We start from the raw sequence: 15,494 nt of genomic DNA, 5'->3' as shown, positions 1-15,494 counted from the left end.
CGTCGTCGCCCGCGAGCTCGACCCGTCCGAACGTGAGGCGGTCATTCCCAGGATCAACGCGACCACGCCTGCGTTCGCGTACGCGAACTACCAGTCAAAAACCGCGCGCACCATCCCGATATTCGAGCTGGAGGCCGTGCACAAGATTCGTGCTTGATGGACAAGGCGAACGCGGTACATTCACTCATGCGTTTCATCTGTGTCGCCGCGGCGGTCGGCATGGCCATCACCGTCCCAGTTCTTCCGATGGGGGCGTCGCAGGCCCGCGCTGACACCGGCGCCGTCGGTTACGCCGAGTGCATAGGAAACGGCGCGAAGCCCCCGCCGCCGGGGGTGAAGGCAGAAAATTGGTTTCCGAGTGTCCACGTGATGGATACCGACATCAATGGTGGTGTGCCCCCTGCCTCTCTAGTTCAGATCTTGGTGGGCATGGGAGTCAAGCAAGAGGACGCCGTTCGCCAGGTGCAGTGTTTCCTGGTCAACCAACCGCACTAGATGCGTTGTGCGGCAACAGTTTAGCTGCGTTGCATCCTGAAAAGGATGCTTTGGAGGAGCGGTGGGCCCAGAAGATGTCGTCCGTGCCCAGTTAGCCGCCTGGCAGACATTGGATGCCGAGAAAATTCTGGACTATTTCGCTGATGACGCTGTCTTGGTGGACCCGTCCGGAACATATCGGGGACTTGACGAAATTGGTTTGTGGGTTCGGGGACACGTCGGTCGCATGGAACATGCGGATCTGCAAGTGCTCAACACCGCGGTCAACGGAAATCTCGTCATGGTCGAGCGTCTCGACCGTTTCATCTACGACGGCAAAAGCGTCTCTGCTGGCTGCATGGGCGCCTTCGAAGTGAGCGACACGAAGATCACCGCGTGGCGTGACTACTTCGACATGCCAGGGTCGACGTCATCTTAAAAACCCGAAACGTGTTGTCACAGTCGATAGAACGTCGCCACTCCCCGAGCTGGTTGTCCGTCCACAGCGGACGATAAAGTCTGCCGGGACGGGAACCAACAGGAATCGGAGTAGTGAAGTGCGCGTGTTGTTGTGGACGTATGACACGCGCGGGGGCATCGAACCGCTGATCGGACTCGCGGTGCAGCTGCGGGCACTTGGCGCCGAGGTGCGAGTGTGTGCGCCGCCGGATGAGCAACTCGCCGAGCGGGCGGCCGGTTTCGGCGTGCCGATGGTGCCGTTCGGCGACTCTCTGCGCGAGGTGGCCAACTCGACGACGCCAGACCTTCCCCGGTACGTGGACGAGTTGATCGGCGCGCAGTTGACGACGGTCACCGCCGCGGCCGAAGGATGCGACGCGCTGGTGGCGACCGGCTTTATGCCGATCGCGGCTGCCGCGCGGTCGGCCGCCGAAAAGCTGGGCATCCACTACGTCTACGCGACCTACACCCCGACTAATCTGCCGTCACCGCATCACCGGCCGGAGGCACCTGCGAGCGGGCCGATGTCGGTGCCCTGGTTGAGCAACCGGATCCTGTGGGACATGCATGCCCGGAACGCGAACGTGGTATTCGGCCCGATGCTCAACAAGCACCGGGCATCGATTGGCCTGCCACCCGTGCACAACGTCCGCGACCACGCCATCACCGATCGCCCGTGGTTGGCGGCGGACCCGGTCCTGGGCCCGTGGAAGACTCCGGCGGACCTCGACGTCGTTCAAACCGGCGCGTGGCTGTTGCCGGACGAACGCCCACTCCCGGCCGACTTGCTGGCATTCCTGGACGACGGCCCACCACCGGTGTACGTGGGTTTCGGCAGCATGCCCATGGACGCCTCGACAGACATTGCCGGCGTAGCCATCGAGGCGGTCCGCGCGCAGGGCCACCGGACGCTGCTCTCCCGCGGCTGGGCCGATCTGGCCCTGATCGACGACCTGGACGATTGCTTTGCCATCGGCGAGACCAACTTGCCCGAGCTGTTCGGCCGGGTGGCCGCCGTCGTGCATCACGGCGGTGCGGGCACGACTCGGACGGCCGCGTTGGCCGGCGTGCCTCAGGTGGTGATACCCCAGGTCGCGGACCAGCCGTACTGGGCCCGGCGCGTCGCCGCACTGGGCATCGGCAGCGCCCACAGCGGGCAGGCTGCCACCGCCGAGTCGCTGTCGGCCGCGCTCAAAAAGGCGCTGGCTCCGCAGACGCGCGAACGAGCGACCGCCGTGGCCGGCTCAATCCGCACCGACGGAGCGACGGTCGCCGCGAAGCTGCTGATCGACGCGATCAGCTGACACCCGCTCCATCGACTACCGGATCCTGCCTTCACGCAGCGAGTCACGAAGCACGACCAGGACTTCCCGCTGCTCGGCGGTGACCACGTCACGGCGCAGGAGCGCATCGATTTTGTCGATGGCGTTGCCGACGCCGGCCGATCGCCCGCGTTCCCACATGTCCCATCCGTAGACAAACTTCTCGGCCTGGCTGATGTCGAAAGCGAGATGGGGTTCCATGTATTTCACACGAAGGCCGGGGCCATCCGGTTCGGCCGCAGGTGGCGCGCTTTAGTGACCGACCTCACAACGGGAGGGGTTCCTGCTTGCGCCCGATCGGGTAATTGGGGGGTGACCGGAAAGGACCTACATCATGGGTGAAAACAAGAGCGGACCAGTTGAGGCCATCCGAGGCGTCGTCGAGGACGTGATCGGCAAGGGCAAGGAAATCACCGGCATCGTCATCAACAACGACGGTCTTCGCGAGGAAGGCCGCGCGCAGCAGGACAAGGCGCAGGCGCAGCGCGATGTCGCCAAGAAAGAGGCCCAGGCAGAAGCGGCCCGGGCGGCTGAAAAAACAGCGGAGGCCCGCCAAAAGGGCGCCCAGAAGGGCAGCTGACGGAAGGGGAGGTCGGTGCTACCCGACTTCCTCGGGGCGGCCCGTTCCTGACAGAGCGGGTCGTCCCGATTCCGTTATAGGGCAGGTCCTTTGGCTGCCTAACAGCTGATCCGTTAGGCGCTCGCGTCGGCGTGGCACGCCTGGTTCCCGCCACTGCGCTTGGCGACGTACATTGCACTGTCCGCGATCGCGATCAGCTCTTCGATGCAGGCAGCGCTCTCGTTCAACAGCTGTAACTCTGCGATGGCAGTGCCGATGCTCGCCGTCATCTGGGGGGAAAGGCTGGTCACCGCGGCACAAATCCGCTCGGCCAGCGGTTCTATGTCGTCGGGCACACAGGTCAGCGCGATGAGGAATTCTTCGCCGCCGGCGCGGCAGATGGCCGCATCCGCGGGGGTGTGCTCGAGCAGCAACTCGCTCACTGCCCGCAGGGCGTGATCACCGACTGAGTGACCATGGGTGTCGTTGATGCGCTTGAATTTGTCGAGATCCACCATCACCACTGCCAAATGGCTGTGTGTACGAGGCGGATTCGTGAGGCGGTCGCTCACCATCTCGGTGAATGCGCGACGGTTCAGCAGCCCGGTGAGCGCATCCTCCTCGGAGCGCCGTTCGTACCCTCTCATGGCCCGCGACATGCCCCAGGCCCCTAGCAGCACCGACACATTGACGAAGTTGATCACCCAGAACGCCGACAGTGCGGCGGCGATGCTGACTTCCTGGGCCAGGCGTGCCACTGCCGCGACAACGATCGCTGCGGCCACCACACCGTGAAACAGCACGATCCTGCGGCGATGGAATATCGCGCTGTAGGCCCCCGTGACGATCGTGGGAGTGCAGGCCAGGGCGGACAGGGCGGCGGTCGGCTGGATGACACTCCAGCCGCCGATACACAGCACCCCGACCACCACCGCCGTCTCCGACTGCAGACGTGTGGGCCAGCGTGTCAAATAGAAATAGGTCATCCCGACGCTGAAGACGGCGGTGACTCCGCCGATGGCCAGCGCGGCAGCGGTCGGCTCGCGCTGAGTGGCCAACACGCTCAACGGCGCCAGTGCCGCCGATGCGCAGACAACGGCCATGATCCGCTGCGCCGCGCGCAATCGTCCCCGTTGGGACAGAAACGTCTTTATCCAGTCGTACCTGTCGGGCTTACCGCGCCAACCGATCGGCCGTGACATCTAGTCGGCAAACCTCCGATAAAGCATCGCTGCACGCAGCGCGTTGAGGTCGTAGGAACAGTGGGCCCGATCTGCTGAGTAGACCAGATAACCAAAACAAATGGTACGGTTCAGCCTGATTTTGTTGACTTTTACCCTGCGTAGACACGCCGGGCGGCAAGGCAGATGCCGGACGAGCAGCGTCGGGCATCTCAAACGCCACAGAGAACCATTGCACTGCAATCGGTTTCGTGTATCAGCGGACCGGGTTAGCGTCACACACGTTCGGCCGTCATGTCCATCTCGATTGTGCCCTGGCACGCCCCGCTCAGGATCTCGGTGTGCATGGTGCCGGCAAGCGACCCGTTGGGTTGGGGCGTGTACCGCACATGGGCCCGGGCCGGGTTCCATTGGATCGAGGTGTCGGGCATCATGCAGTCCCACTGAAAATCGCTGTCCTGGGTCCAGGACGACCCATCCCAAGTGAATTGAACCGGTTGGGGAACCGTTGGGTTGCTCGGCGGCGGACCGCTGACGATCGTGGCGATGCACTTTCCGCTCGCACAGCTCGAGCGGAACCCATAGGTATCGGTGTGCTGCACCTCAGGGTCACCGACCGCCATGCTGGTCCCTGACTTGGGACCGACCATGAACGTGATCGCGTACTGGCCGTCCCAGGATGCGGCGTCGGCGAGGGCAGTTTGGCAGAGCGACACGGCGACCACGGGCAACGCTGCGCACACCCCGACGAGACTCCTCACACGAACCATCGCATCTCCTCCGGCGAGCACACCCGCCTCCATGGTCTTACGCGGCGCCACCACCTACAAGGTTCGGCATGGAGGATATGGGCATGATCCCGCCGCACAACGACTCCATCTGGCCTGACGACACCAAGCGCGCGGCCGTGACACTCGCACTTGCCGCGGCCACCAGCAGCGACATGCAGTTCGCCGATGTCGTCAACGCGATCGAGGAGGCGCTCGGCAGCGGTCGGCCCCTGCAGTTCGTGATGGAGTTGATCCGGCTGCTCACCGCCGAACTGGGCGAGAAATTCGGCAATCCCGACACCGTGGTGGCCTACCGGCAGTTGGCGGCGCAATGCCAAGCGGCCCAGGACGAGATGCGTTCCCGCGGCGAGTGGCGAAACGGAATTTGAAGGCAGCGCGGGTCCGTCCCCCGTCACGCCAATTCACCGCGCTGCCGTATTCATCTGTACCGGCGGGGTTTCCACCCGACGCTTAGTTCGGCGAAGTCCTTCGTTTCCGGACAGAACCGGTTTCGCCCGTCGGCCGACCGCCACACCGGAAATTGTCAAAGCCGGTGCTCAACGCGAAATCTGCGCCTGATGATCCATGAAACGAAAGTCTGATTTCACTCGATTTAGCTGACTTTCCCCCCGTAAATCCGCCGCGATGCGACGATTTCGCGATGGGTGCTTCCGAGGCGGCCCAAGCCATGCAGTTGGTTCGCGCGTTGCGGGACCAACTCAGCGAGCTGACCGCCCAATTAGCCCAAGTCGAGCGCCAAGACGTCACTCTCATGAAAAAGGGCAGGGCATCCGCGGTGCGGCTACACGCGGCCGCACTGCGCCGAGACATCAAAGAAGCGCAGGCGCTGATCGAACAGCTGCAGCGCAGCTACCTCCCTACCGACGAACGCGTCGCACGCCCTAAACGCGCCAGGACCTAGGACCCGCCGAGGTCCGCGGCGTCGGGAGCTGTTCCCCTCCGAACTGAGCGGCGTAGGCATTGAAGGCCTCGACCGCACTCCGTTCCTGCGGCGCCGCCTGCGCGACGAGGGCGAGAACCTCGGTCTGCTTCCTGTTGCACATGTTGGCGCTGGCGCACGACATGGCGTCGAGGGTCGTCGCAAACGCTTCCGTCGCATCCTGCAGACGGGTCAACACCTTCTGGTCATAACAGCCATACAGTCGCGGAATGTCGACGAGGCGTGCGTCGGCCCGGATGTCGGTGTCCAAAGCGCCCGCCGCCTGGCCGATGCGCGCCGAATCACCCGACGCCGTCGCAGAGTCGTAGGTCCGCAGCCTGTCTTTGAGAGGACCTGCCAGATCGTCCGCGTACTGCTGGCGATAGATATCGGGCGACGCCGCATTCTGCGGCGCCCGCCCCTCGCATGTCTCGTTGCCCGGAAGCGTGGTGACGACCCCCGGACGCGACGAGGACGATCCCGCGGTGGTCCCCGAGGAGCCACACGCGCTCAGGGCCAGCGCGATACCCAGGACTGCGAATGCGCCGAGAGCGTGCCGATTCCAGGCGTGAGTCTGAGAACTCACTTCGCTCAACGCACCACCCCCGTTTAACTGCTGCCTGGCGTACGTTATCGGTCTGAGCGTTTGCGCGCAGAGTATTGGGATGTCGCGCCGGTCACCGAAGACAAAGCCTGTCGGATTCCGCCACCGCGGGAGATGCTGGGGAAATGACTCCTGTTCGGCGATTGGTCGCCGGTGTTCTAGCGGCCGGCAGGTTGGCCATCTCCAGCCCCGTGGCCCATGCGGCCCCGAGCTATCACTGGTGTCCCGGCGACCAATGGGACCCGGGCTGGAACAAGGTCGCGAACTGGGATTGGAATCAATGCCACGACTGGCAACACCCGGGCGGACCGTTCGGCCCCGCCGGATGGGGACCCTGGGGACCGCCGCCACCATGGGCGCCGCCACAGCCACCGCAGCCACCGTGGGCACCCGGGGCTAACCTGATGTGGAATCCCACTGCCAACGGCTGGGGGCTTTGGAACAACGGAGTGTGGACTCCGATCTAGCCGAACACTGGTCCGCCGACGGGCGCCAGCGAACATATCCGCGCATGCTGACACCACTTGTACCCTGGTTCACAGCCCCTAGCCAGTGCGGATCCCGAAAGGTCAAGCAAATGAGAGCACTCGGGATTGCGGCGGCAGCCGCAGTGGCTTTCGCACCGTTAGCGGTGCTGGCCCCCGCACCCGGTGTGGCACAGGCGGCTCCATGTGTCGGCGACGGGTCAAGCCCGACCGCGTGCGAGCACTGCCGGTTTTACGTGAACGCCTATCACACCGCGAACGTGTGCGACGTGAATCAGCCGCCCCGCCCGGCGGTGCCACCGCCGACCCGGGTGCCGGTGGCGACTCCCGAGATGCCGCCGGAACCACCGATTGTGCCGATCCCGCCCCCAATACCCTTACCGCCCATCTCCCGGCCGCCGACCGCGACTCCGGCTCAGGCGCAGGTACCCAAGATCAATCCGCAGGGCGGGGGGCCGACCAACGCCCCGCTGATCTCACCGCCTAAGGGGCTGGAAGCACCACCGCAGGCGGTCGCGGCGGCCAAGGCCGCACCGCCGACGCGGGTCAATCCCGCCAGCCCACCGGAACCGCCGATGCAGGTGTACGACTTCGACCACCAGGTGCAGAACGCGGTCAACGTCAACAACGGCAACGTCGACCTGCTGAAGGCCGACAACCAGATACTTGTCCGCCCCCGGCACTGGGACTACATCGACTACGACGATTACCGCCGCCCGGTCCTGTACAACCCGCTCGATGAAGCGATGACCTTCCGCTACAACTACAGCGGCGCGTATCGGGAGGCCTTCGTGCCGGCCGGTGGCCGGATCGTGCTCGACGCGGCCATCGTCGGCCTCTACCCGTTCACCGCGGTCAGCTACAGCCACGTCGCCTCGGGCAGCTTCTACGGCGGCGCCGCGGTACCGGCGAACGCCGGGAACGGCCCGCCGCCGCCGGACTACCTCCCGCCGGTGCCACCGGACGTGTACCACGACGTCACGGCGACCGTCCACGCCTCCAACCAAATCGTCGAGGTCGGCGAGGTGCAGGTGGTGGGCCACGACGCCGGCCAACCGGCGGGCAGCCAGGACACCTTCATGCTCAACGACACCACCTTTGCCTGGGGGCAGATCAACGACGGCAACAGCAACTCCCAGATCACTGTGACCAAGACCCAGTCGCTTCCGGGTAGCGGGCCGACCGACAACGGCAGCTACCTGTTGGCGCTGGCCGCTCTCAAGGAACCCGCGCCACCATCGGCGCCGCGCTGGCCCTTCGCTCTCAGCTACGGGGCGTTGGCGGCCGCAGTGTGCCTGGCCGCCTGGATGCTGAACCGCCGCAAGAAGCGCGCGGAGGAACTGACCGCGATCGAGTAGCGGCGGGCGGGAAGAAATTCGGGGCTTGGATTGTCTCAATAAGTTGATCGGGCCGGCCCCGGTCCCTCCCCCCGACTCTGTGCGGCCGGCCCGGTTCTGCTTCCGCGCCGCGCGGTTCGATGACAAGGCAAGATGTCATTCGTGGGCTGGACGAGGTACGAGGGCCGCGCGCTGGCGGATCTGACTCTGGACGGTGACGCGCTGTTCGCCGGGCTCGAGGACTACGTGCGCGTGCACAATCCCCATTTCACGGACATCCGGATGGAGCGGGCGATCGCCACCGAGGAGTACGGCGAGCAGATCGGGGCGCCTGGGCGCTGGTACGACGTCACCTATCTGGCCGACAACACCTGATCGGGCTTAGCATATTGGGTCAGGCAACCCAAATTAATGACCTGAGCCAATACCGAAGGTGACCAGACATGAGCTCTGCGGCGTTTCCTCAAGGCAAACAGTGGCGGCAAGTCCTCGGCCGGAAGATGGCGTACGTCGAGGTAGGCAGCGGCGACCCCATTGTGCTGCTGCACGGCAATCCCACCTCGTCCTACCTATGGCGAAATGTGTTGCCGCACCTGCAGCCCCTGGGCCGCTGCATAGCCCCGGATCTGATCGGTATGGGCGATTCCGACAAGTTGCCCGATAGCGGACCCGGCTCGTATCGATTCGTCGAGCACCGTCGCTATCTGGACGCGCTGCTCGAGGACCTCGGCGTGCGCCAGCGCGTCACCTTGGTGATCCACGACTGGGGCTCGGCCCTCGGCTTCGACTGGGCCAACCGCCATCGTGACGCGGTGAAGGGTATCGCCTTCATGGAGGCGATCGTGGCCCCGCAGGGCCGCGATCACTGGGACTCGATGGGAATGCGCGAAGCGCTGGAGGCCATCCGGTCGGACGCCGGCGAAGAGATGGTGCTGAAGAACAACTACTTCATCGAGGAGATCCTGCCGAACGCCGTCATGCGCAAGCTCTCCGACGAGGAGATGGGCGAGTACCGGCGGCCGTTCTCCGAGCCGGGCGAGGGTCGACGTCCGACACTGACGTGGCCTCGCGAAATTCCCATCGAGGGCGAGCCGGCCGACGTGAGTGCGATCGCGGCCGACTACGCCGACTGGCTCGCGACCAGCGACGTGCCCAAGCTGTTCCTGAAGGCCGAGCCCGGAGCTATCCTTACCAACGACAGGCTGGTCGACCTCGTCCGTGGGTGGCCAGCGCTGACCGAGAAGACGGTGTCGGGAATCCATTTCGTGCAGGAGGATTCGCCCGACGAGATCGGCCGGGCCATCGCGGACTGGATGGGGACCTCTTCCTGAATCCGGCCGACGTCGCCGGATTTTGTCGTCGGCCGTCCTTATCATCGGCCCATGCACCGGGTGCCACTGCGCGCATGAAAATCGCCCTCGTCTTCCTCCCGCTCTATGTCGGGCTCCTGGTCGGCTTCATCGGCCACAGCGCCGGTTTGGGGCTGGCGGGAGGCTGCTTCGGCCTGTTCTTCGCGCTGCTTGTGGCGGGAAAGGGCTACCGGCCGCTATGGCGGCGCGACGCCGGCCTGACCGCGGTCGACGCCATGGACGGCGTGGAGTTCGAGGACTACGTCGCCGGACGCCTGCGGCGGGCCGGTTGGCAGGTCGCGTTCACTCCGGCGGTCGGTGACTACGGCGTCGACCTGATCGCCGAAAAGGACGGCCACTCCGTGGCGATCCAGTGCAAACGCCACGGCAGGCCGGTCGGCGTCGCCGCCGTCCAGCAGGTGGTCTCGGGCGCACGCCACCACGGATGCACGAGGAGCATCGTCGTCAGCAATCAGGAGTTCACCACTGCGGCAAAGCAATTGGCCTTTACCCATGGTTGCCAGTTGATCGGGCGCAAAGCCTTGGAAGCTTGGGTGCCCCCGCCCGCGCGACGAGCCGTTTAGGCTACCGATACGCCTTCGCATGCAGGAACGAGTCGTAGAGTCCGAGCAAGACCGTTCGCTGCTGCCCGCTCACATCCTGCTGGCACAGGAGGTTCTCCACCTTCTCGATTGCCAAGGCGATGCCGTCCGAGCGCCCTCGTTCCCACATCCCCCACGCGTAAATCATCTTTTCGGCTTCGTTAAGGTCCATGGCTCTAGATGCCACAGACTAGCTGTGGCCGCATCCCGACGCAGGGCGCAAGCAACGCGATCGGCACGCTGGAAGTGTTGTCAATCAAGACGTTTCGGGTAATACACGCGGTTTTGATCTTGCTGTGGCAAACACCCTCCGATCAGCGCGCTGAGCGCCTCGCGCGCCCATCGGTGCCTGCGGTAGCTCACGACGCCGGAATAACGCGAAAGTTCCTGTCGTGCAATGGCTTTGGTACCCGCGGGTGACGAGTTGAAACCCATCGGTATCATCGAGGAATTCACGGACCTGCAATTTTGCCAGCGGGTACAGTCGCGGGTATGAATCTGGTCGAGTGGCTCAGGACCCCGCGCTACCTCAAGTCGCGCCTGATGATGGAAACCCGGCCGTTGAACCGCCTGGAGATGGAGGTCGTTTTCCTCGAAGTCTCCGGCGGCAACGCACTACTGCGCTTCCCCGTGCTGTTCATGCTGCTTCCGAAGGGCACCCGCACGCCACGCACTCAACCGTCCGAGCCGGAGCAGGGCAAGTAGGCGTGCACCTGACCAGCGGAGTCCGCGACCCGGCGGCAGGCTTTCCCCTCGGCAAAGCGATCGATGACGCGGGTGAGCGTCGGCAGGCCAACCGGGCCGTCGCGGTCAGCGCCGTCGGATTGGCACTGACCGGCGTGATCGAGTTGGTCATCGCGCTGGTGTCCGGCTCGGTGGCACTGCTCGGCGATGCGCTGCACAACCTGTCGGACGTTTCCACCAGCGTCCTGGTCTTCATCGGGTTTCGGGCATCACGCAAACTCCCGAGCGAGCGGTACCCCTATGGTTACGAGCGCGCCGAAGATCTCGCCGGTGTTGGTGTGGCCCTTGTGATTTGGGGCAGTGCTGCGGTCGCCGGATATGAAAGCATCAGCAAGCTGCTGCGGCACGGCGGCACCGGTCACGTGGGCTGGGGCATCGCCGCGGCGGCCGTGGGTGTGGTCGGCAATCAGCTGGTGGCCCGCTACAAGTTAGTGGTGGGCCGGCGGATTCGCTCGGCGACCATGATGGCCGACGCCAAGCATTCCTGGCTGGACGCGCTGTCCTCGGCCGGAGCCGTACTGGGACTCATCGGCGTCGCGCTCGGCTGGGGCTGGGCCGACGCCGTCGCCGGAATCGTCGTCACCGGGTTCATCTGCCACGTCGGCTGGGAGGTGACCTCCGACATCGCGCACCGCCTGCTCGACGGCGTCGACCCCGAAATCATCACGACCGCCGAGGCCGTCGCCACCTCCGTCCCCGGCGTCACGCACGCCCATGCCCGAGCTCGATGGACGGGGCGGACCCTGCGCGTCGAGGTCGAAGGCTTCCTCGGTCCCGAGACCACGCTGGCAGCCGCCGACGACATCGGTCGCAGCGTCGCCGCCGCGCTAACGCCGCGGATCCCGGACATGCACAGCTTCAGCTGGACGGCCCGAGCGGCATAGATCAGCCGCGACGGAACCGATCGCGGAACTGCGGGTCGTTCTCCCACCACAAGCCCGAAGGCGCGGCGTCCCGAGGTTCGTCCACTTCGGCCCTGTCCAATTCGGCATCGACCCGGACCGCATGCGCCTTCTCGTCACGGGACAGGGCGCGCATCAGCAACAGCACGAACGGCAGCCCCACCACGTCGCCCAGGACCCACAGCACCCCGGCTCCGATTGTCTGGTCGAGTCGTTGATCGGGACCCCAAGATCGGTGCAGCGCATCGTAATACGCGACACCGATCAACGACCCCTGCCACAGGACCAGCCCGAGGACACCGTCGCCGAGGGCCTCGGCGACCGAGATCAGCAGCGACATCAGCTGGGGGTACCTGTGTGGCACGGGATCCTCTTGCAGCCGGGCATAGAAATACCCGAAACCCAGCGCTACCAACAGGATTCGGGTCGGAGCACCGATCCATTCGTTGTCGAGAGCGGCGGTGTACCAAGGCGTCAGGTACAGCAACCACGGCGTGGCCAGCATCCCCAAAGACGTGGTGGCCGGGTGTGCGAGCAGTGCGACGAACGGGGTCGCCAGCAACCGATCGATGCGGTCGCGCCCGGCCGGGCCCAGGGCATCGCGCAGCACAGTGACCGGCTTGCCCTGCGCGATGAACAACGGCACGACGTACAACAGCAGCAACACCTGCAGGGCGCGCACCCAAAACAGGACGTAGGCGTAGACACCGACTGCGCTCATGGTGGCCAGCCCCCACAGCACCAAACCCACCCAGAAGCACCCGGCCCGCGCGGCGCCGACTGAGCGCTCGGCATTATGACCGCGTCGATAGCACCAGGTGTAGCCGACCGCGAGCACCACGATCACGACGGCGGAGAAGATATCCAGCTGCCATGTCGTAAGCACGGCATTCGATGTCAGCGGTCCTGGGTCGGCGCGCACAGCACCTAGCGTATTGCGACGCGCAAGCCGATCGGCCGCTCAGTTGCCGGTGGCGCCTTCCGGTTTCGGGCCGCGGTCGTCGCCGGTGATGTATTTCGGGCAGTAGTGAGCGGCGGAAAGGTACGCGAACTTGGCCGCGGCGGCCCCCTCGAAGGCCGGATTCTGGTTCCGCAGCTGCGTCACGACCGAGGCGGACGACTGCCCGTCGTCGAGCAGGTCACACACCGACTTGCCGATGGTGACCGCGTTGCCGCCATCCTGGTAGGTGAGGCCGGCGTCCCGGAGGTCCTTGAGAAAGTCCTGATCGTTGTCGATGTCTGCGTAGGCCGGAGCGGAAAGGCCGACCGCGGCGACGACGCTTGTCAGCACGAGTAGGAGTCGCATAGCGGTGTGATTCTGTCAAACATGCGAGTGCTTGGCATCTCGTCGGGCGAACGGGACGTGAACTTTCCCTCCCTCGACGTCCGCTACGCCGCCGGTGCCGGCGAGGGGCCGGCGAGGGGTCATCCCTCCGAAATACCGGATCTGGATAAAGCAGGTGCGCTCCGTGAAATAAATGTCCACACCGACGAGCGAATAAATGACGATATTCGTATTCAGGGCGTTGCCGAGTGGGTCGACGAGCCGACTTTGTACGAAGTCAGATCCCGCGTCCACGCATTCTGCGTCTGCAACCCGTTAAGAGTTGCTGCTGGCAGGTGTTGCGCTCGGGGTGGGCGAGCTGCTGCTGGAGCTCGAGACCTGGTCCGGGCAGTACGCGTTGGCGGCGATCGCCGCGAACGAGTTGGCATGATCGTCGCTCAGGCCAGGGTTCTTGGATTGCAGCGTCGAGACGACATCCGTCATCGCCGTGCTGCTTTTGACCGCCGTGCACACCCACTGGCCCGCCTTCGCCGCCGAGGACGGGTCGGAATAGCTGATGCCGGCCTTATCCAATGAAGCGACGAATGCGTCGTCGGTGGAGTCGGCAAACGCCGGCACGGCCAAGCCGATAATCGCGGCAAAACTCATCAGGGCGAGAAGTAGCTTCATGAGTAAGTAACTCTTGCAGAGCGGTAGTGGTCCCGCACCTCGCGAAACAGAAACTTAATTTGCGCTCACGGCACAAAGTGGCGTCAACCCCTAGTTGACTTAGCCGCTGCGTCAACCTATCGTTGACGCCATGTCCGACCCCACCCGCATCGCCTATCCGGTCCGCCTCGACGAACTGATCGACGCCATCAAGTCGGTCCGCACCGACGTGCTGGACCAGCTGGCGGACGCCGTCCTGGCCGGCGAACACCTGGGCGAGGTCGCCGACCACTTGATCGGCCATTTCGTCGACCAGGCTCGGCGCTCCGGCGCGTCGTGGACCGATATCGGCAAGAGCATGGGCGTCACCAAGCAGGCCGCCCAGAAGCGGTTCGTCCCGCGCGCCGAGGCGACCAGCCTGGACCCCGAACAGGGATTCGGACGCTTCACACCGCGGGCGCGCGGCGCGGTGGTGGCCGCTCAGAACGCCGCGCACGAAGCCGGCAATGCCGAAATCAACCCCGACCATCTGCTGCTCGGCCTGCTCAGCGATCCGGCGGCGCTGGCGACGGTGCTGCTACTCCTGCAGAAGGTGGACACCGAAGCGATCCGCACCGCGATAGTGCTGCCACCGGCCGGAGCCGAAATCCCCGCCCTGATCCCGTTCAGCGGGCCGGCACGCAAAGCCCTCGAGCTGACCTTCCGCGAAGCACTTCGGTTGGGCCACAACTACATTGGCACCGAACACATGCTGCTGGCGATGCTCGAGCTGGAAGACGGCTCTCCCGTCAAAGGGCCGCTGCAGCAATGCGGTGTCAACAAGGACCGCGTCGAGGCCGACCTGATCAAGGCGCTGGAATCGCTGAGCGGCGGCAAGCCGGTCCACCCCGGCGCCTGACCGGTTCGTGTACCCCTCCCCCCGGTGTTACCGCGTGTGCGATCATGCCTAGATGCACCGCTGGCTGGTCGTCTTGTGGACTCTTTTGGTCGCCGCCGCCAGCGTGACCGCGGTCGCCGTGGTCTCGGCTCCCCGCGCCCTGGCCGGTGACGCGCCGATCGGCCACATCGGCGACACGCTGCGGGTGGACACCGGCACCTACATCGCGGACGTCACCGTCAGCAGCGTCGCACCGTGCGACCCCCCGCCGGGATTCGGCTATACGCGCGAAGGCGTCCCGGTCAAGAGCTTTCCCGGCAGCACCGTTGACCGCGCCGACGTGACGGTGCGCGCGATCCGGGTGCCCAACCCCTTCGTCATGGCGACCAACTTCAGTTTCGACGGCGTCACGCCGTTCGCCGATGCCTACAAGCCCCGGGCATCCGATGCGCCCGACGCGCTGGACAAAGTCCTGGGCAACGCGCCCAACGGAGCCATCGTCCGCGGTGGCGTGTATTGGGACGCCTACCGCGACCCGGTGTCCACCGTCGTCCTGCTGGACAAGCGGACGGGCTACCACCTCGCGCAGTGGAACCTCTAACCGTCAGAACACCGGAACCCGTTGATATAGAACAACTTTCCGCTGTCGCCGCGCGTACGTTTCCGTTGGCGTGCCCGCCCTCGATACCGCCGGAGAACATCGCGTCGTTCATCGCCGCCAACCTGACCCCCGCCCGCTTCGCCGAGTATCTGGCCGACCCGCAACGGGCGATCCTCACCGCGTACCACGAGGGCCTGATTGTCGGCTACGCCATGCTGATTCGCGGCGTCAGCGATGACGCGGACGTGCAGCGCGCGGTTCGGATCCGTCCGGCCGCCGAACTGTCCAAGATGTACGTGCTGCCCGACCGTCACGGCTGCGGGGTCGCGACCGCACTGATGAGCCGCACCCTGGC

At 65.2% G+C, this 15,494-nt stretch carries 24 protein-coding genes; 16 read left to right on the top strand and 8 right to left on the bottom strand.

Going from position 1 to position 15,494, the window contains the following annotated elements:
• Nucleotides 1-186: 186 nt before the first annotated feature.
• The 3 genes from JOZ00_RS00835 to JOZ00_RS00825 all read left to right on the top strand — a co-directional run bounded on the left by JOZ00_RS00835 (nucleotide 187) and on the right by JOZ00_RS00825 (nucleotide 2,237).
• Complete coding sequence (locus tag JOZ00_RS00835; RefSeq protein WP_366022217.1) at nucleotides 187-495, top strand: hypothetical protein; 309 nt, start codon at nucleotides 187-189, stop codon at nucleotides 493-495.
• Nucleotides 496-556: 61 nt separating this feature from the next.
• A complete protein-coding gene (locus JOZ00_RS00830; protein ID WP_293338489.1) occupies nucleotides 557-913 on the top strand; it encodes a limonene-1,2-epoxide hydrolase family protein in 357 nt (118 codons plus the stop codon).
• A 118-nt stretch (nucleotides 914-1,031) separates the two neighbouring features.
• A complete protein-coding gene (locus JOZ00_RS00825; protein ID WP_293338487.1) occupies nucleotides 1,032-2,237 on the top strand; it encodes a glycosyltransferase in 1,206 nt (401 codons plus the stop codon).
• Between the two features lie 15 nt (nucleotides 2,238-2,252).
• Here the strand turns inward: JOZ00_RS00825 and JOZ00_RS00820 are convergent, their stop codons facing one another.
• Nucleotides 2,253-2,456, bottom strand: a complete 204-nt coding sequence (locus tag JOZ00_RS00820; RefSeq protein ID WP_293338485.1) for a hypothetical protein — start codon at nucleotides 2,454-2,456, stop codon at nucleotides 2,253-2,255.
• Between the two features lie 133 nt (nucleotides 2,457-2,589).
• Between JOZ00_RS00820 and JOZ00_RS00815 the strand changes: the two genes are divergently transcribed.
• Nucleotides 2,590-2,835 (top strand): CsbD family protein, encoded by a 246-nt coding sequence (locus JOZ00_RS00815; protein ID WP_293338483.1) that lies wholly within the window; start codon nucleotides 2,590-2,592, stop codon nucleotides 2,833-2,835.
• A gap of 113 nt (nucleotides 2,836-2,948) precedes the next feature.
• Here JOZ00_RS00815 and JOZ00_RS00810 read toward each other — a convergent pair whose 3' ends face one another.
• Both JOZ00_RS00810 and JOZ00_RS00805 read right to left on the bottom strand, forming a co-directional pair.
• Nucleotides 2,949-4,016, bottom strand: coding sequence for a GGDEF domain-containing protein (locus JOZ00_RS00810; protein WP_293338481.1), 1,068 nt, complete (start codon nucleotides 4,014-4,016; stop codon nucleotides 2,949-2,951).
• Between the two features lie 254 nt (nucleotides 4,017-4,270).
• Nucleotides 4,271-4,765, bottom strand: a complete 495-nt coding sequence (locus JOZ00_RS00805; RefSeq protein WP_293338479.1) for a hypothetical protein — start codon at nucleotides 4,763-4,765, stop codon at nucleotides 4,271-4,273.
• 68 nt (nucleotides 4,766-4,833) lie between these two features.
• Here JOZ00_RS00805 and JOZ00_RS00800 point away from each other — a divergent pair, with 68 nt between their 5' ends.
• Nucleotides 4,834-5,154: a hypothetical protein gene (locus JOZ00_RS00800; protein ID WP_293338477.1), complete on the top strand. Its 321-nt coding sequence runs from the start codon at nucleotides 4,834-4,836 to the stop codon at nucleotides 5,152-5,154.
• Between the two features lie 272 nt (nucleotides 5,155-5,426).
• The gene (locus tag JOZ00_RS00795; RefSeq protein ID WP_293338475.1) at nucleotides 5,427-5,687 is read left to right on the top strand and encodes a hypothetical protein; all 261 of its coding nucleotides are present in this window, start codon (nucleotides 5,427-5,429) and stop codon (nucleotides 5,685-5,687) included.
• Here JOZ00_RS00795 and JOZ00_RS00790 read toward each other — a convergent pair.
• Nucleotides 5,668-6,291 carry a hypothetical protein gene (locus JOZ00_RS00790; protein ID WP_293338473.1) on the bottom strand — a complete coding sequence of 208 codons (624 nt, stop codon included), beginning with the start codon at nucleotides 6,289-6,291 and terminating at the stop codon, nucleotides 5,668-5,670. The genes JOZ00_RS00795 and JOZ00_RS00790 overlap by 20 nt on opposite strands.
• Nucleotides 6,292-6,434: 143 nt before the next feature.
• On the opposite strand from JOZ00_RS00790, the gene JOZ00_RS00785 reads away from it, so the two are divergent.
• The 5 genes from JOZ00_RS00785 to JOZ00_RS00765 all read left to right on the top strand — a co-directional run bounded on the left by JOZ00_RS00785 (nucleotide 6,435) and on the right by JOZ00_RS00765 (nucleotide 10,064).
• The gene (locus JOZ00_RS00785) at nucleotides 6,435-6,776 is read left to right on the top strand and encodes a hypothetical protein (RefSeq protein WP_293338471.1); all 342 of its coding nucleotides are present in this window, start codon (nucleotides 6,435-6,437) and stop codon (nucleotides 6,774-6,776) included.
• A gap of 110 nt (nucleotides 6,777-6,886) precedes the next feature.
• The gene (locus tag JOZ00_RS00780) at nucleotides 6,887-8,152 is read left to right on the top strand and encodes a hypothetical protein (RefSeq protein ID WP_293338470.1); all 1,266 of its coding nucleotides are present in this window, start codon (nucleotides 6,887-6,889) and stop codon (nucleotides 8,150-8,152) included.
• 141 nt (nucleotides 8,153-8,293) lie between these two features.
• The gene (locus tag JOZ00_RS00775) at nucleotides 8,294-8,506 is read left to right on the top strand and encodes a hypothetical protein (RefSeq protein ID WP_293338468.1); all 213 of its coding nucleotides are present in this window, start codon (nucleotides 8,294-8,296) and stop codon (nucleotides 8,504-8,506) included.
• A 68-nt stretch (nucleotides 8,507-8,574) separates the two neighbouring features.
• Nucleotides 8,575-9,462: a haloalkane dehalogenase gene (locus JOZ00_RS00770; protein ID WP_293338466.1), complete on the top strand. Its 888-nt coding sequence runs from the start codon at nucleotides 8,575-8,577 to the stop codon at nucleotides 9,460-9,462.
• Nucleotides 9,463-9,536: 74 nt separating this feature from the next.
• Nucleotides 9,537-10,064, top strand: coding sequence for a restriction endonuclease (locus JOZ00_RS00765; RefSeq protein ID WP_293338464.1), 528 nt, complete (start codon nucleotides 9,537-9,539; stop codon nucleotides 10,062-10,064).
• A 1-nt stretch (nucleotide 10,065) separates the two neighbouring features.
• Here JOZ00_RS00765 and JOZ00_RS00760 read toward each other — a convergent pair whose 3' ends face one another.
• On the bottom strand, nucleotides 10,066-10,254 hold the full coding sequence (locus JOZ00_RS00760; protein ID WP_293338462.1) for a hypothetical protein: 189 nt from the start codon (nucleotides 10,252-10,254) through the stop codon (nucleotides 10,066-10,068).
• A 320-nt stretch (nucleotides 10,255-10,574) separates the two neighbouring features.
• On the opposite strand from JOZ00_RS00760, the gene JOZ00_RS00755 reads away from it, so the two are divergent.
• Together JOZ00_RS00755 and JOZ00_RS00750 are read left to right on the top strand one after the other, a co-directional pair.
• Nucleotides 10,575-10,787 (top strand): hypothetical protein, encoded by a 213-nt coding sequence (locus tag JOZ00_RS00755; protein ID WP_293338460.1) that lies wholly within the window; start codon nucleotides 10,575-10,577, stop codon nucleotides 10,785-10,787.
• 2 nt (nucleotides 10,788-10,789) lie between these two features.
• Entirely contained in the window at nucleotides 10,790-11,710 is a 921-nt protein-coding gene (locus tag JOZ00_RS00750; RefSeq protein WP_293338458.1) for a cation diffusion facilitator family transporter, read from the top strand.
• 1 nt (nucleotide 11,711) lies between these two features.
• On the opposite strand, the gene JOZ00_RS00745 is transcribed toward JOZ00_RS00750, so the two are convergent.
• The 3 genes from JOZ00_RS00745 to JOZ00_RS00735 form a co-directional block, all read right to left on the bottom strand.
• Entirely contained in the window at nucleotides 11,712-12,650 is a 939-nt protein-coding gene (locus JOZ00_RS00745) for a cytochrome c oxidase assembly protein (protein WP_293338456.1), read from the bottom strand.
• A 39-nt stretch (nucleotides 12,651-12,689) separates the two neighbouring features.
• A complete protein-coding gene (locus tag JOZ00_RS00740; RefSeq protein ID WP_293338454.1) occupies nucleotides 12,690-13,034 on the bottom strand; it encodes a DUF732 domain-containing protein in 345 nt (114 codons plus the stop codon).
• 294 nt (nucleotides 13,035-13,328) lie between these two features.
• Nucleotides 13,329-13,682 carry a DUF732 domain-containing protein gene (locus tag JOZ00_RS00735; RefSeq protein ID WP_293338452.1) on the bottom strand — a complete coding sequence of 118 codons (354 nt, stop codon included), beginning with the start codon at nucleotides 13,680-13,682 and terminating at the stop codon, nucleotides 13,329-13,331.
• Between the two features lie 130 nt (nucleotides 13,683-13,812).
• Between JOZ00_RS00735 and JOZ00_RS00730 the strand changes: the two genes are divergently transcribed.
• The 3 genes from JOZ00_RS00730 to JOZ00_RS00720 all read left to right on the top strand — a co-directional run.
• On the top strand, nucleotides 13,813-14,559 hold the full coding sequence (locus JOZ00_RS00730; RefSeq protein WP_293338450.1) for a Clp protease N-terminal domain-containing protein: 747 nt from the start codon (nucleotides 13,813-13,815) through the stop codon (nucleotides 14,557-14,559).
• A gap of 52 nt (nucleotides 14,560-14,611) precedes the next feature.
• On the top strand, nucleotides 14,612-15,139 hold the full coding sequence (locus JOZ00_RS00725) for a hypothetical protein (RefSeq protein WP_293338448.1): 528 nt from the start codon (nucleotides 14,612-14,614) through the stop codon (nucleotides 15,137-15,139).
• A 65-nt stretch (nucleotides 15,140-15,204) separates the two neighbouring features.
• Nucleotides 15,205-15,494 (top strand): GNAT family N-acetyltransferase (locus tag JOZ00_RS00720; RefSeq protein WP_293338446.1); only part of this gene is annotated, 290 nt, incomplete at its 3' end.

Origin of the sequence: Mycobacterium sp. (assembly GCF_019243155.1) — a bacterium.
In the GTDB taxonomy this organism is placed as follows: domain Bacteria; phylum Actinomycetota; class Actinomycetes; order Mycobacteriales; family Mycobacteriaceae; genus Mycobacterium.
Note: the sequence above shows the minus strand (reverse complement) of the source record. Positions and strands in the feature narration are given on the sequence as shown.

Coding starts and splice junctions, on each gene's coding strand:
- JOZ00_RS00835 (WP_366022217.1), top strand. CDS start 187: ATGCGTTTCATCTGTGTCGCCGCGGCGGTCGGCATGGCCATCACCGTC.
- JOZ00_RS00820 (WP_293338485.1), bottom strand. CDS start 2,456: ATGGAACCCCATCTCGCTTTCGACATCAGCCAGGCCGAGAAGTTTGTC.
- JOZ00_RS00815 (WP_293338483.1), top strand. CDS start 2,590: ATGGGTGAAAACAAGAGCGGACCAGTTGAGGCCATCCGAGGCGTCGTC.
- JOZ00_RS00810 (WP_293338481.1), bottom strand. CDS start 4,016: ATGTCACGGCCGATCGGTTGGCGCGGTAAGCCCGACAGGTACGACTGG.
- JOZ00_RS00805 (WP_293338479.1), bottom strand. CDS start 4,765: ATGGTTCGTGTGAGGAGTCTCGTCGGGGTGTGCGCAGCGTTGCCCGTG.
- JOZ00_RS00800 (WP_293338477.1), top strand. CDS start 4,834: ATGGAGGATATGGGCATGATCCCGCCGCACAACGACTCCATCTGGCCT.
- JOZ00_RS00795 (WP_293338475.1), top strand. CDS start 5,427: ATGGGTGCTTCCGAGGCGGCCCAAGCCATGCAGTTGGTTCGCGCGTTG.
- JOZ00_RS00785 (WP_293338471.1), top strand. CDS start 6,435: ATGACTCCTGTTCGGCGATTGGTCGCCGGTGTTCTAGCGGCCGGCAGG.
- JOZ00_RS00780 (WP_293338470.1), top strand. CDS start 6,887: ATGAGAGCACTCGGGATTGCGGCGGCAGCCGCAGTGGCTTTCGCACCG.
- JOZ00_RS00770 (WP_293338466.1), top strand. CDS start 8,575: ATGAGCTCTGCGGCGTTTCCTCAAGGCAAACAGTGGCGGCAAGTCCTC.
- JOZ00_RS00765 (WP_293338464.1), top strand. CDS start 9,537: ATGAAAATCGCCCTCGTCTTCCTCCCGCTCTATGTCGGGCTCCTGGTC.
- JOZ00_RS00760 (WP_293338462.1), bottom strand. CDS start 10,254: ATGGACCTTAACGAAGCCGAAAAGATGATTTACGCGTGGGGGATGTGG.
- JOZ00_RS00755 (WP_293338460.1), top strand. CDS start 10,575: ATGAATCTGGTCGAGTGGCTCAGGACCCCGCGCTACCTCAAGTCGCGC.
- JOZ00_RS00740 (WP_293338454.1), bottom strand. CDS start 13,034: ATGCGACTCCTACTCGTGCTGACAAGCGTCGTCGCCGCGGTCGGCCTT.
- JOZ00_RS00735 (WP_293338452.1), bottom strand. CDS start 13,682: ATGAAGCTACTTCTCGCCCTGATGAGTTTTGCCGCGATTATCGGCTTG.
- JOZ00_RS00730 (WP_293338450.1), top strand. CDS start 13,813: ATGTCCGACCCCACCCGCATCGCCTATCCGGTCCGCCTCGACGAACTG.
- JOZ00_RS00725 (WP_293338448.1), top strand. CDS start 14,612: ATGCACCGCTGGCTGGTCGTCTTGTGGACTCTTTTGGTCGCCGCCGCC.